Annotated in this window: 12 protein-coding genes and 1 tRNA gene; 6 read left to right on the top strand and 7 right to left on the bottom strand. The window is 66.5% G+C overall.

Annotation, left to right across the window (positions count from 1 at the left end):
• Positions 1–98 precede the first annotated feature (98 nt).
• Positions 99–183 (top strand) — tRNA-Ser (locus C486_RS03410).
• A gap of 342 nt (positions 184–525) precedes the next feature.
• Positions 526–2,169 carry a 4Fe-4S ferredoxin N-terminal domain-containing protein gene (locus tag C486_RS03405; RefSeq protein ID WP_008453068.1) on the top strand — a complete coding sequence of 548 codons (1,644 nt, stop codon included), beginning with the start codon at positions 526–528 and terminating at the stop codon, positions 2,167–2,169.
• A 72-nt stretch (positions 2,170–2,241) separates the two neighbouring features.
• Here the strand turns inward: C486_RS03405 and C486_RS03400 are convergent, their stop codons facing one another.
• The 3 genes from C486_RS03400 to C486_RS03390 all read right to left on the bottom strand — a co-directional run bounded on the left by C486_RS03400 (position 2,242) and on the right by C486_RS03390 (position 5,147).
• Positions 2,242–3,774 (bottom strand): (R)-citramalate synthase, encoded by a 1,533-nt coding sequence (locus C486_RS03400; RefSeq protein WP_083865991.1) that lies wholly within the window; start codon positions 3,772–3,774, stop codon positions 2,242–2,244.
• A gap of 205 nt (positions 3,775–3,979) precedes the next feature.
• Positions 3,980–4,354: a DUF192 domain-containing protein gene (locus tag C486_RS03395; protein WP_008453064.1), complete on the bottom strand. Its 375-nt coding sequence runs from the start codon at positions 4,352–4,354 to the stop codon at positions 3,980–3,982.
• Positions 4,355–4,451: 97 nt separating this feature from the next.
• A complete protein-coding gene (locus tag C486_RS03390; RefSeq protein ID WP_008453062.1) occupies positions 4,452–5,147 on the bottom strand; it encodes a CPBP family intramembrane glutamic endopeptidase in 696 nt (231 codons plus the stop codon).
• Positions 5,148–5,400: 253 nt separating this feature from the next.
• Here C486_RS03390 and C486_RS03385 point away from each other — a divergent pair, with 253 nt between their 5' ends.
• Positions 5,401–5,979 (top strand): DUF7097 family protein, encoded by a 579-nt coding sequence (locus tag C486_RS03385; protein ID WP_008453061.1) that lies wholly within the window; start codon positions 5,401–5,403, stop codon positions 5,977–5,979.
• A 23-nt stretch (positions 5,980–6,002) separates the two neighbouring features.
• Here C486_RS03385 and C486_RS03380 read toward each other — a convergent pair whose 3' ends face one another.
• The 3 genes from C486_RS03380 to C486_RS03370 form a co-directional block, all read right to left on the bottom strand.
• Positions 6,003–6,944 (bottom strand): SDR family oxidoreductase, encoded by a 942-nt coding sequence (locus tag C486_RS03380; protein WP_008453059.1) that lies wholly within the window; start codon positions 6,942–6,944, stop codon positions 6,003–6,005.
• Between the two features lie 202 nt (positions 6,945–7,146).
• Positions 7,147–7,938 carry an endonuclease V gene (locus tag C486_RS03375; protein WP_008453058.1) on the bottom strand — a complete coding sequence of 264 codons (792 nt, stop codon included), beginning with the start codon at positions 7,936–7,938 and terminating at the stop codon, positions 7,147–7,149.
• A 66-nt stretch (positions 7,939–8,004) separates the two neighbouring features.
• Positions 8,005–8,955, bottom strand: coding sequence for a rhomboid family intramembrane serine protease (locus C486_RS03370; RefSeq protein ID WP_049910080.1), 951 nt, complete (start codon positions 8,953–8,955; stop codon positions 8,005–8,007).
• 210 nt (positions 8,956–9,165) lie between these two features.
• Between C486_RS03370 and C486_RS03365 the strand changes: the two genes are divergently transcribed.
• The 3 genes from C486_RS03365 to C486_RS03355 are packed head-to-tail and all read left to right on the top strand — an operon-like array spanning position 9,166 to position 11,877.
• Positions 9,166–9,606 carry a DUF5788 family protein gene (locus tag C486_RS03365; protein WP_008453055.1) on the top strand — a complete coding sequence of 147 codons (441 nt, stop codon included), beginning with the start codon at positions 9,166–9,168 and terminating at the stop codon, positions 9,604–9,606.
• Positions 9,606–11,357: a DNA polymerase/3'-5' exonuclease PolX gene (polX, locus tag C486_RS03360; protein WP_008453053.1), complete on the top strand. Its 1,752-nt coding sequence runs from the start codon at positions 9,606–9,608 to the stop codon at positions 11,355–11,357. The genes C486_RS03365 and polX overlap by 1 nt, the downstream gene beginning before the upstream one ends.
• Positions 11,358–11,367: 10 nt before the next feature.
• Complete coding sequence (locus tag C486_RS03355; protein WP_083865990.1) at positions 11,368–11,877, top strand: Mut7-C RNAse domain-containing protein; 510 nt, start codon at positions 11,368–11,370, stop codon at positions 11,875–11,877.
• A gap of 138 nt (positions 11,878–12,015) precedes the next feature.
• Here the strand turns inward: C486_RS03355 and C486_RS03350 are convergent, their stop codons facing one another.
• Positions 12,016–12,768, bottom strand: coding sequence for a PHP domain-containing protein (locus C486_RS03350; RefSeq protein WP_008453048.1), 753 nt, complete (start codon positions 12,766–12,768; stop codon positions 12,016–12,018).
• Between the last annotated feature and the right edge of the window lie 108 nt (positions 12,769–12,876).

Genomic DNA, 12,876 nt, shown 5'->3' with positions numbered 1-12,876 from the left:
TCGAGCGGCTCGGACCTCGGTTCGATCGTGAGCGAATCGATATCAGGGGGAGCGAAAATCGAAACCGGTAAAAAGGTCACCCGGGTAAATGAGAGTGAGCCGAGATAGCCTAGCCCGGCCAAGGCGGTAGATTCGAAATCTACTGTCCTCACGGACTCGGGAGTTCAAATCTCCCTCTCGGCGCTTTTCCACCACCAAACCGGTGAGCGGTGCGTGGCGGTACGCATCGAGTGCCGGTGATCCACCCCGACACGGGTCCCCTCTCGAGGGGTGCATGTCGCACCGGGCCGGCAACGACGGTGCCGTCCCGGCGGCGGCCGAGCCTCGATGGTATGGACGGTCACTCGAGTAGCACGGCCCATCTCACTCTCGGCCGTTCGTCCTCGAGTCGGTGGGCAGCGTGTCATCGAGCCGGGTCCCCATCACTCGCAAGCAGGGCCTCTATGCAAATACTTCGACTTGTGTGGTGACAGGAGTCACAATGATCGCCACTCCGGAGACAGCAACTCGAACGCGGTGGGGACGATGAGCGCCGACGACGACCCGCCCGACGAGGAGGCGTTTCATCCGCTCGGCGAGTCGTGGCAGGACGATCTCGAGGACCTCCTTGCGGAGACGGAGTACGATGCGGAACTCGGGATGGAGATGGGACGGGACGCCATGCGGGTCACGAGCGGGGACCTCTCGGAGGAAGAGTTCTACGAACGGTATCACGACGACGTGATGGCGGAGTTCGGCGAGGACGAACGACCGATCGCCAGTCCGGACGACGAGGACGGCGGGATCGGGGCGACGCTCGTGGACCTCGCCGGTGGTGACGAGTCCCGTCGGGAGATGCTCAAAAAGGCGGGAGCCGGGATGGGGTTTGCGAGTCTCGGCTGGGGTGCGGTCGAGCAACAAGAGCCGGCCCAGTCCGTCGAGGAAACGGCGGGGGAAGTCGAGGACGCAGACGAGGGGACGCAATGGGGCATGACGATCGACCTCGAGCACTGCGACGGGTGTCTGGCCTGCGTGACTGCCTGCAATCAGGAACACGACTGGGACGAGGGCGCGAACTGGATGTACGTGCTCGCCTACGAAGACGGCGAGGTCGAGTCTCCGGACCCCGGTACCGTCGATGTCGAGCCCGGGGAGTGTTCGGACAATCCGGCCGTCCAAGAGTTCAATTACCTCGTCCGACCCTGTCAGCACTGTACCGACGCCCCGTGTGAAAAGGTGTGTCCGACGACGGCTCGCCACACGCGAGACGACGGCGGTCTGGTGTTGACTGACTACGAGGTCTGTATCGGCTGTCGCTACTGTCAGGTCGCCTGTCCTTACGGTGTCAACTACTTCCAGTGGGACGACCCCAACGTCGACCGGTCGGAACTCGACTCGGAGGGCATCTACGATAAGCGCGGCCGGCCGGTCAGTCGTCGCGCTCCCCGTGGTGTCATGTCGAAATGCATCTTCGATCCGGCCCGTCAGGACGGCAATGCCGGCGAGGAACTGATCGGCACGAGCGCCTGCGAGCAGGCCTGTCCGCCGAACGTCATCCAGTTCGGAGATAAGAACAATCCCGCGAGTGACCCGCAGCGATACGAGGCGAATCCGGCCCGGGCGCGAACGATCATCAATCTGTTCACGGAGTTGCCGTCGCCGAATTCGATCGAATCGTCGCTTGCGGATGTTGACCCGACGCTCGACGCCGTTGTCGAGGCCGTCGACGGCCTTACCAGGACGACGATCGCCCTTGCGAAGGGGATCGAGCTGACCCACGTGGAGTACGAGGAGGAAGCGCCACCGGGCGATACCCTCCCCGAGAAGGAGCAGACGGTGCTGGACGTCGTGAGCGCGATCGAAGCGATCGGACTCGACCTCGAGAGTGACGATGCGCTCACACAGCTCGGGCTGACGGTCGAGGGGTTCGAGGGGCCGAGTCAGGACATCGAGGTGAGCAGCCGGGAAGATGTCGCCCAGACGCTCTTCGAGGACTACGTCGACGCACCGGAATCGCAGTTCGAGCTACTGGCGGACATCGGAACGAATCCGAACGTCACCTACCTCGGACACCAACCAGGACCCGAAGCCCATCAAGTCCCCGGGCCGGTCTCGTACGAGGACGTCGGGATGCTCGACACGCGACAGGAGGCCCTCGACGAGCAGACCGTCGACCTCGATTTCTCGTGAGGGTCGCCCGGGTACCACAGGATCCCGACGCCAGTCGACGGCTAGCCCCGAGCGAGCGGCGGTCGGAACCGATCAGTCGTCGGCCGGCGTGAGCGGCTGCTGATCGGCTGCGAGCAGCCGATCGAGCGCGTCGACCATCGCCGTCACGCTCGCGCGCGTGATGTCGGCCTCGCTGCGGGCGACCGTCACCGAGCGGTCATCCCGACCCATCGTCACTTCGACGGTGACGACGGCGTCGGTCCCGCCGGTCACCGCGTCGACGTGGTAGGACTCGAGTTCGGCGTCTGCCATCGAGCCGAGCGCCTCGCGGACGGCGGAGACGGCGGCGTCGACGGGGCCGGAGCCGGTGCCGCTGGCGACGCGTTCCTCGCCGTCGACATCGAGTCGGACGCTGGCGGTCGGGACGGCACCGCCGCTGGTGGCGGTGAGATCGAGCAGGTCGACGACACGCTCGCGGTCCTCGCCGGTGACGTCCTCGGCGATGGCGAGCAGATCGGCGTCGGTCACCCGACGGCCCCGGTCGCCGAGTTCGGTTACGCGAGTCGCGATGTCGGCGATCTCGTCGTCGGCGGCGTCGACGCCGTGTTCCTCGAGCGTCGCCGCGACGCCCGCGCGGCCGGTGTGTTTCCCCAGCGCGAGTCGACGCTCGCGTCCGACGGTCTCGGGCGCGTAGGGCTCGTACATCTTGTCGTCTTTCAGCGTGCCGTCGGTGTGGATGCCGCTCTCGTGGGTGAAGGCGTTCTCGCCGATGACGGCCTTGTTCGGCGCGAGTTGAACCCCCGTCGCCCGCGAGACGGTCTGTGCGAGGTCGTACAGTTCCTCGAGGGCGAGCGTCTCGAGGTCGTAGACGTGTGAGAGAGCGATGGCGACCTCCTCCAGGGCGACGTTGCCGGCGCGCTCCCCGAGCCCGTTGACCGTACAGTGAACCAGATCGGCACCCGCAGAGACGGCCGCGAGCGCGTTCGTGACGCCCAGCCCGAGGTCGTCGTGAGTGTGTGCGCTTGTTGGGCCGAGATCGGCGAGGCGGCAGACGGCCTCGTAGGTATGTTCGGGACCGGTGTGACCGACGGTGTCGGCGAAACAGAACCGGTCCGCGCCGGCTTCGAACGAGGTCTCGGCCAGCCGCCCGAGGTAGTCGAGGGCCGCGCGCGAGCCGTCCTCGCCGATGACCTCGACCCAGAGGTCGTGATCTTTGGCGTAGGCGACCAGTTCGGCGGTGTTCTCGAGGTTGTCGGCGCGGGACGTGCCGACTTTGCCCTCGACGTGGCGGTCGCTGGCGGGGACGACGATATGGACCCCGTCGACGTCACAGTCGAGCGCGAGGTCGATGTCGCCTTGCATCCCGCGACAGAAACTCGTGACGCGGGCGTCGAGATCGAGGTCGGTCACCCGCGCAATCGCCTGTCGCTCACCCGCGCCCGTACAGGCGCTGCCGGCCTCGATACCGGCGACGCCGGCGCGCTCGAGTGATCGGGCGATCTCGACCTTCTCGTCGGGCGAGAGCGAGACGCCCGGCGCTTGTTCGCCGTCGCGAAGCGTCGTGTCGAGAAGGCGCACTGTTCGATCCGATGCGATCGTCTGTTCGGGGGAGTGAGGTACAGGCAAGAGTGGTCCAGTACGGGAACTGCGATTACGTTCGGCGGAGAATTTCACGCCCAGCCGGGTCGCCCCGACTTCCTCTATCCTCGTCAGATGGCGGATAACGTGCCATTGTATCTCGTCACATTATCTCACGGTGTCTTAAAACCGCCGGTTCGGAATCGTCGCGGCCGATTTCGCTGCTCCGCCGTCGACGGCTAGAATCCGTGGCTCACTCGTCCTCGAGACGGAGCCGGTCGCCGGGGTCGATGTCCGCTGCGGTGCCAGCGGGGAGTTCGACGATCAGGTCGGCCGTCTCGCGGGCGAATCCACGCCACGGGCGGAGGGTCTCGACGCGCTGGACGACGCCGTCGACGAGCCAGACTGCGTCGATGGGGAAGAACACGAACACCATATGCAGGCCGCGGGTTGTGGTCGAATCGAACTGGAAGGCTAACGCGTAGCCGTCGGGCACGGAGCGCCGAAACATGAGCCCCAGCGTCTGACTCACGATCGAATCCGCGAACTCGACCGTCGTCGCCAGCGTCTCGCGGTCGGTCTCGTCGACGGGCCGGCCATCCGTAACTGGGTCGTGGACGAGTCGCACGCCCTCGAGTCGGTGCGGGACGGACAAAAGCGTTCCCGCCCGGAGCCGGCCCAACTCGATGGGCGAGAGACCCAGTCCCGCTCGAGCCAGGTCACACTCAGAGAAGCGCCACCGCAACGATACTGGCCGAGGAGACGGTGTTGATCAGGACGTGCGTAACCGTACTGCTCACAGTACCCCAACGGTGACGGACGACACCGAAGACGAGTCCAAGCGTCAGCAGCGTCGTGAGACGTAGTATCGACAGATCGACGATCACGTGCTTGCAGGCGAACAGGACCGCCGTCACACCGATGCCGGCCACGACACCCCATCCCTCGACGAGTTCCGTCTGCACGATTCCCCGCCAGACTTGCTCTTCCGCGATCGGGGCGATGATCCCGTTCCCCACGAGAAAGAGGATCGCGAGGGCGGGTGCGGATTCGAACGCGTTCGTCAGCCGCTCACCGATAGCGCCATTCATCCCCTCAAGTCCGAACAGTGCCGCATCGATCTGTCCGGCACCAGCGGACAGCCCGAACCCGACGACCGCAGCGAGGACACCCACGCCGAAGGACCGCAGGTTCCAGTTCCAGTCCCACGCCTCCCGGCGCTGTCCCCGCTCGAGTGCGTACCAGCTGAGGAGTGTCGCGATGAGCGGGAATCCGATCGCGAGGACCAGATAGTCCACCAGTAGCGGCTCGACGCCGACGGCAACGGCGGCCGAGACGAGTCCGCGGCGAAGCGCGACCTCGAGAACGATCCAGCCGGCGACGACGACCGCAGCGATTTCGATCGGGTTCGATCGGGCCATGAGACGGATTCAAACCGGACACGTATTTATTTTTCTTGCGGGAATATAGGTAGGATCGGGTCGATACGGGTCGAGTTCCGTCGCGTCGTGTCCCGAAATCGATCGTCGATGGGTCCGGCGACGCCGGTTCGTCTGCAGTTGTCCTCGGTCGGGTCGGAGCCGCCACTGTTCGCCGTGGGGCGGGTCGTCCCCGCGACGACCGCGGTTCGGTCGGAGCAGGTACACCTATTCGACTCGAAGCCGAATCCTGGATATGGAGAAAACGCCACGGGGGACCGCCGTCGGCGTCGACGATCCCTACGAGTTCGCGGGTCGCTGTGACTATCTCACCGGCGAGGGACAGTGCCGATACGCGCTCGAACACTCCCAGCAGGATCCGCAGTTCGCCGCCGAGCGCGCCGCGGACGACTACGGGTGTCCGGTGGTCGACCCCGAGTCGGACTGGTCGTGGGCCGATTGTCCGCACTTCCGCTCGCGCAACCGCGACCGCGAGTGCGTTCGGTGCGGACTCGCGGCCAAACGGATGGCCCACGACGACGAGCGCCCGCTACTCGAGGAGCACCACCTCTCCTACGCCGATGGACAGCGTCCATCGAGCGATCGGAACGCGGCGCGTGGTGCAACCGAACGCGACGGGGAGCCATGCTCCCACGAAATCACGATCTCCCTCTGTCGGTGGTGTCACGCCAAAGTCCACACCTCGTGGGCACGGCTCACTGACGACGCCGCGCCCGATCCCGACGCGATCGCGGCGCTCGAGGAGCGGCGCGGCCGCGAGCAGTCGGAACTGGGGTTCGAGTCGGCCGCGGAGCGATCCGACGGCGAGCGATGAGGGTCCGAGGGGGCAACCGGCGGTCAGACCAGTTTTCGCAGGAGTCCGTACACGGTATCGCGCAGTCGATCGGGCAGGAAGCGGGCGTACAGCCCGTACTGGGCGAGCGGGCCGACCGGATACCGCGCCGGTGGGTCCGGACTGGTCGCCGACTCGAGGATCGCCTCGGCGACGTCCTCGGCGTCGGAGGCGAACGGGCCGCCGCTGCCGCCGCCGATCAGTTGTGCCTCGTCGTAGAGTTCGTACAGCGACTCGTACGCCGGCGTTCGCTCGTCGTCGGGTAGTTCCTCGTCGACCCGGTTCGTGAAGTCCGTCTCGACCGGGCCGGGTTCGATCACGACGACATCGATGTCGAACTCGTCAACCTCGGCGCGCAGCGAATCGCTCATCGCCTCGAGAGCGTGTTTCGATCCCGAGTACGCGCCCGAACCCGGGAACGAGATCCGCCCCGCGACGCTCGAGACGTTGATGATCCGGCCCTCGCCTTGCGCGCGCATGTGCGGCACGGCGGCGCGGGTCAGCCGGTGGGGGCCGTAGACGTTGACGTCGAACTGCCGGTGGAGATCAACCGTCGCGACGTCCTCGAGCGGTCCCATCTGGGCGTACCCGGCGTTGTTGACGACGCAATCGATCGACCCGGCGATATCGACGGTCTTCTCGACGACCGACGCGACCTGCTCGGGATCGGTGATGTCGAGCTCGAGGGTCTCACAGCCCTCGTCCGCGAGCTCGGCGACGTCGTCGACGTTGCGCGCCGTGGCGAAGACCTGCCAGTCGTCGTCGAGGAAAGCGCGGGCGGTCGCGCGACCGATGCCGGACGAACACCCAGTGATGAGAACCGATTGCTTTCGCGTATAGCGCTCGTCGGCGCTCGTCTCGGTGGTCTCGCGATCGCGGTCGTCCTCGTCGACGGTACCGTCCTGCCCGTCGTCGGCTGTCCCTTCGACGTCCGCTGCGGTGGTCATGTGTGACCGGTTCGTGAGACGATACCTAAGTATCGACGGTTTGTCGCGCTCGACGGACCGTCACAGTGGCCGATAGCTGGCGGCTCGCAGGACTGATCGGTGTCGGCACCGACGCCGGACGCCCCCGACTCGGCCAGCATCGGTACATCCTATCCACCGCACGCGGGTGTGGGCGGACCGCTGGGGTGAGTCGCGGAGACGGTTACTTCTTGAACGATGTCTTGGCGTCGGCGGCGTACTTGTCGGCGAGTCGGACCGGTTCGGGGAGTTTGTACGACGAGGCGAGTGCGAGCGCGATGTCAGCCGCCGTTTCGGGGCCGACCCGGTGACCCGGGCTGACGTAGAGCGGGTTGATCGACCGGTTCGGCGAGTCGTACTGCCGAGTCTGGACAGCGTAGCCGAGCACCGTCCCGTTGGGCGCGTCGACCCGCGCGTTCGATTCGATGGGGATCTTCGTCCCTGTCTGGCGGTCGTCGGTGTCCGCCCGGGGCGTGCCACAGAGCAGGCTCTTGGCGACGCCGATGCTGGGCACGTCACGAACGACGCCCATGTGGGTCGCGATGCCGGCCTGTCGGAAGTGGATGCGGCCGCTGCCGTCGAACAGGCACAGCTCGGGGTCGACGGACAGTTTCTCGAGCGCCGCGAGGATCGGCGCGCCCTCGCGAAACGACAGGAGGCCGGGAATGTAGGGACTCTCGAGGGGCGTCACCGCGTGGACGCGCTCGATCACTTCGCCGCCTCGAATGGCGACGACGGCGCTCAGGGCGCGATCCTGGTCTCCCGCGTCGTTCGTGAGAAAGGATTGGTCGACGCCGACGACGACCGGCGGCTGTCCGCCGTCCGCAGTCGATGCGAGCGGGTTCGAGAGGGCGTCGGGGTCGAACGCGAAGTCGTCCTCGAAGGTAGCGACGGCAGCGATCTCACGCTGGAGGGCCTCCATCGCCTCGCGCGAGAGGTCGGCGTCGGGAGCGAGGTCGGGGCGTCGGTCGGGCATCTGTATGGCGGTGATAGACACCGCGAGACAATCAGTTGCGGGGTCGTGGGAACGACCTCGGGCGGCTCAGAAGCGGCCGCGTCCGGGACCGCCGGGGCCGCCAGGACCACCCGGGCCACCGGGACCGCCACCGCCGAACTGAAGCTGGTTCGGCGCGCTGACGTTCCGGTTTTGTTTGACGTACTGGCCGTAAGCGAGGCCGATGACGAGGCCAACGAGGTGGGCCATGTGTGCGATGCCGCCGCTCCCGCCGACAGCGCCTGAGAGGAACGTGATGCTGATGACGGCGTAGCCGGCAGTCAGCAGCCAGATCGGGACCGGGAGAATGAAATACAGGTAGACCTTGAGTCCGGGGTTCAGAACCGTTAGGACACCCAGAATCGCGAGTGCGGCACCGCTCGCGCCGACGACGCCCGGCGTGAGCGGCGTTACCACGGACGTCTGAAGTATCTGGATGGCGATCTGACCGAGCCCCGCGAGGACACCGCTCACCAGGAAGAGGATCGCGAACTTCCGCGAGCCGACGTAGCGCTCAACGAGCGGGCCGAAGAAGAACAGCACGATGCTGTTGCCGGCGATATGATAGAGTCCGCCGTGGGCGAAGATCGACGTCACCCACGTCCAGACGTACTGCGGGTAGTAGGGCCGAAGAACAAAGAGGGTCCGTGCTATTTCGCTACCGAAGACCATACTGACGAGAAACTGGGCGATAAACGTGAGCCACATCAGCGCGAGGAACGTGTAGGTCGCGTTCCCGCGGAAATACGCCAGCGGCCCGCCCGGGCCGGTATCGATCGGGAGTTTGTCCATGAGACTTGAGGCCCGGGACGTGCTCCCGCCCGAATTGACGTTGTCGTCGAAGCCGCTATCGAAGACGCCCTGGGGGTCGTTCCAGTTTTGCAGCCCCGAGCAGTCGTGGTTCTCGGGGAGCCGATGGTCGGCGCAGTAGGTGCCGCCGCAGTGCCGACAGTTGTACGGCATGTTTTCGTCTTTCCCACACACGTCGCACTTGGCCATTGACCGGGGGTATGTGGGGAGCCGCTAAGGGATTTGGGGTTTCTGCCGGGATTTTTTCGATCGGTTTCGGCCCCTCAGGAGGGGGACGAAAACCGGCCACGGAAAGCCGTGTGGTTCCGTAACGTGTCGCGGGTGGGGAGCGGGTCACCGTCGCCGCTCGCTCCGAGCCGGGACTGTACATTTTTGCATCCCCGCCGCCCATATCGGCGTGTGCAAGAGTACGAGCGCAAGCAACTGCTCGAGCGCGTCGAGCGCGAGGGCGCGACCGTCGGCGCGGACATCCCGGAGACGATCACCGTCCAGGGGGAGGAGATCGACCTCCGGACGTTCGTCTTCGAGATCAAGCGTCGCGAGACGGTGCCGTCCGGCGAACGCGAACGCGTCGAGCAGGCAAAGCGGAACCTGCGGCGCGAGCGACTCGAGCGACTCGAGCGGATCGAGGAGGGCGCGATCAGCCGTGAGCACGGCGAGGAACTCGCCGGGAGCATCATCGGGATCGACCGAGCGCTGAACGCCCTCGAGAGCCTGGGGCCGACGGACTTGGAGCGCGAACAGCAGGTCCAGCAGGCACAGGACCGCAAGCGCTGGATGTCCTTCCTCAAGAAGGCGCTGGGACAGGAGGACGACGCCAGCGCACGGAGGGGGCGCTGATGGCAACCAACGCGGAACTCGCCGCTCGATTCGAGGAGTTCGCGGACCTGCTTGAGGCCGACGGCGTCGAGTACAAGCCCCGCGCGTACCGGCGCGCGGCGGAGAACATCCGTGCGCATCCATCCCCGATCGCCGATCGGGTCGCGGAGGGCGACGAGGCGGTTCTCGAGAACATCGACGGCGTCGGCGACGCCATCTCGTCGAAGATCGTCGAGTACGTCGAAACCGGCGAGATCGACGAACTCGAGGCACTCCGCGCCGAACTGCCGATCGATATCGCCGCTATCACCCGGATCGAGGGTGTCGGCCCTAAGACCGCGGGGAAGCTGTATCGGGAACTCGGGATCGAGACGTTGGACGATCTCGAAACGGTGGCCGAAGCCGGCGAGGTACAGGAGATCAAGGGGTTCGGGCCGAAAACGGAGCAGAACATCCTCGAGAACCTCGAGTTCGCCCGGACGGTTGGCCAGCGACAGTTGCTCGGCGAGGCGCGACCGCTCGCGGACGACGTGCTCGCGTTCCTCGAGTCGGTCCCGGCAGTCGACCGGTGTGAGGTGGCCGGCTCGATCCGCCGGTGGCGTGAGACGGTCGGGGACGTGGATGTCCTCGCGGCGACCGCAGACGGCGAGGCGGTCGTCGAGCGGTTCGTCGCGTGGGAGTCGGTCGACGACGAGATCGAGTCGGGGCCCGAGAAGGCCAGCGTTCGCGTCGGCGAGAGCCGCGTCGACTTGCGGGTGGTCGTCCCCGCGGAGTTCGGCTCGGCGCTACAGTACTTCACCGGGAGCAAGGACCATAACGTCAGCCTGCGTAACTACGCGATCGATCGCGACATGAAGCTAAACGAGTACGGTGCCTTCGACGTGAGCGATATCGCGGACCACGAGGCGGACCAGCGGATCGGCGACCGCGTCGCAGGCGAGACCGAAGAGGGGATGTACGAGGCGCTCGGACTGCCGTGGATTCCGCCGGAGCTTCGGACGGACCGCGGCGAAATCGCCGCCGCCGAGGCCGGCGATCTGCCCGACCTGCTCACGCGCGGTGACATCCGTGGAGACCTCCACAGCCACACCGAGTGGTCCGACGGGAACACGACGATCGAGGCGATGGTCGAGGCCGCCGCGGAGCAGGGGTACGACTATTTCGGAATCGCCGACCACGCGGAGGGCCCCGGCATCGTCGGGGGGATGGGACTTTCCGACAGCGAAATCCTGGAGCAGGTCAACGCGATCCGCGCCGTGGGTGCCGAGGCCGAGATCGAGGTGTTCGCCGGGATCGAAGCCAACGTCGACGCCGCGGGTGAGATCGACCTCTCCGAGGCGGTGATCGAGGCGCTGGACGTGGTCGTCGCGTCGACCCACAGCGCGCTCGGACAGGACGCCGAGACCGCGACGGAACGGCTCATCAGCGCGGTCGAGACCCCGGCGATCGACGTACTGGGCCATCCCAGCGGCCGCCTGCTCAACGAGCGCTCCGGTCTCGAGTTCGACGCGGCCGCGCTCGGGACGGCCGCCGCCGAACACGATACCGCACTCGAGGTCAACAGCGATCCCCGCCGACTCGACCTCTGGGGCAGTGCCGTCCAGGCCGCTCTCGAGGAGGGCGCGCCGATCGCGATCAACACCGACTCCCATCGGCCCGCGACGCTCGAGTACATGCGCTGGGGCGTCCACACGGCACGCCGCGGCTGGGCCGAACCGGACGACGTAATCAACACCTGGGAACTCGCCGATCTCCGCGCGTTCCTCCACTAATCCAGCCGGCATGCCCGCATCCCGTTCCGGTCCGGCGCGCATCCTCCTCGATGTCATGTGTGGCGGTCTCGTCTCGTATCTGCGGATGTGCAACTACGATACTGCGTACGCTGGTGATCGCGGGCTCGAGGCCGACGACGATCTCCTCGCCGTCGCTCGAGACGAGGACCGGACGCTCGTCACTCGAGACGTCGCCCTCGCGAACCGCGCCGACGAGTCGCTCCTGCTCGACTCCCGAGCCGTCGACGAACAACTCGCCGAACTCGACGCCGCGGGACTCGATCTCACGCTCGCGGACGAGCCCGACACCTGTGGGCAGTGTAACGGCCCGCTCGAACCCGTCGAGCAGGCTGTGTCGACGCCGGAGTACGCCCCCGAGCCGTCGGCAGTCGATGTGTGGCGCTGTCGCGACTGCGGCCAGCACTTCTGGCGCGGGAGCCACTGGGACCGGGTCGCGGAGACGCTCTCGAGGGTCCGAGCGGAGAGCGGAGCCCCCGAGGAACGGTCGGACGAGCAGTAGGCGCGTCGTCGACTCCATTGGTGTCGGGACAGCCGTTCCTCGAGTGCCGCTTCGAACGCTGGCTCGGCGGTTCCTCGAGAGGGACTCACATGCCGACCGGTGGCCACGTGCTACTGGCGGCACGGATGCGGTCCGCAGTTAGTAAACGGCGACGTCGTCGAACCGCCCGTCGTAGGCGATATGGCGGGGATGGGTCGGTTCCGTCCCCGAGAGAAAGAGGCGATCGATCTTTTTCCAGGTGTTCTCGTAGACGAGGTGGCCGAGTTCCGAGGCCGTCGTCGCCCACCGATCGAGGCCGTTGTCGTAGACGACGCGGCGGGCGATCCCGTCCTCGAGTGCGGCGAGGAACTCGGCCTCGCTCTCGATGGCCGCGTCGAAGGCGGTGTGGGCGACGCCGACGGAGCGCGGAAGGTGCGCATAGGAGGAGGTAAACGGCGGTACCGAGAGCGCGTCGGCGAGTTTGCGTGCACGTCGGTTGTCCGGCGGGAAGTGCCGCGGGTTGAAAATCTCGACAGCATCGATCGTATCCGCGTACGCCCGCAGATCCGCTTCGCTGAGGCTCACGTTGGCGAACTCGGGATGCGGAACGAGCACCGTCGCGTCCTGCCGGTCGAACTCGGCCATCGCCGTCTCGAGCGGAATGAAATCCGGAACGGGAGCCTCGAGCCCGATCGCGAGGACGTGCTTGCGGTCCCACCACGGGCCGGTAAACACCTCGCGGCCGGGGAGGACCAGCAGGTCGTCGTCGGAGTAGGCGGCCGCTCGGTCGCGAATCTCCGTGAGGCGGGTGAAGTGGGGTGCATAGACGATGGCGTCGAGACCGGCCCGTTTGGCCCGTTCGACGACCGTCTCGTCCAGCACCTTCACGTGACAGTCGATTCGGAACGTCACTCCATCGGTCACGATCACTACTTCCGGGACAGCCGGGTTATGAATTCTGATTCGAGGACCACCAGAGGGCGTCCCCGATCCGGCCGACGGGACCGTGATCAAGCGGAC

It is taken from the genome of Natrinema gari JCM 14663, from assembly GCF_000337175.1.
GTDB classification, from domain to species: Archaea; Halobacteriota; Halobacteria; order Halobacteriales; family Natrialbaceae; genus Natrinema; species Natrinema gari.
This window is presented reverse-complemented; position numbering and strand designations above follow the sequence as displayed.

What these genes read in the sequence shown, in the direction of transcription:
- C486_RS03405 (WP_008453068.1), top strand. Translation starts at nt 526, where the DNA reads ATGAGCGCCGACGACGACCCGCCCGACGAGGAGGCGTTTCATCCGCTC.
- C486_RS03390 (WP_008453062.1), bottom strand. Translation starts at nt 5,147, where the DNA reads ATGGCCCGATCGAACCCGATCGAAATCGCTGCGGTCGTCGTCGCCGGC.
- C486_RS03385 (WP_008453061.1), top strand. Translation starts at nt 5,401, where the DNA reads ATGGAGAAAACGCCACGGGGGACCGCCGTCGGCGTCGACGATCCCTAC.
- C486_RS03380 (WP_008453059.1), bottom strand. Translation starts at nt 6,944, where the DNA reads ATGACCACCGCAGCGGACGTCGAAGGGACAGCCGACGACGGGCAGGAC.
- C486_RS03375 (WP_008453058.1), bottom strand. Translation starts at nt 7,938, where the DNA reads ATGCCCGACCGACGCCCCGACCTCGCTCCCGACGCCGACCTCTCGCGC.
- C486_RS03370 (WP_049910080.1), bottom strand. Translation starts at nt 8,955, where the DNA reads ATGGCCAAGTGCGACGTGTGTGGGAAAGACGAAAACATGCCGTACAAC.
- polX (WP_008453053.1), top strand. Translation starts at nt 9,606, where the DNA reads ATGGCAACCAACGCGGAACTCGCCGCTCGATTCGAGGAGTTCGCGGAC.
- C486_RS03355 (WP_083865990.1), top strand. Translation starts at nt 11,368, where the DNA reads ATGCCCGCATCCCGTTCCGGTCCGGCGCGCATCCTCCTCGATGTCATG.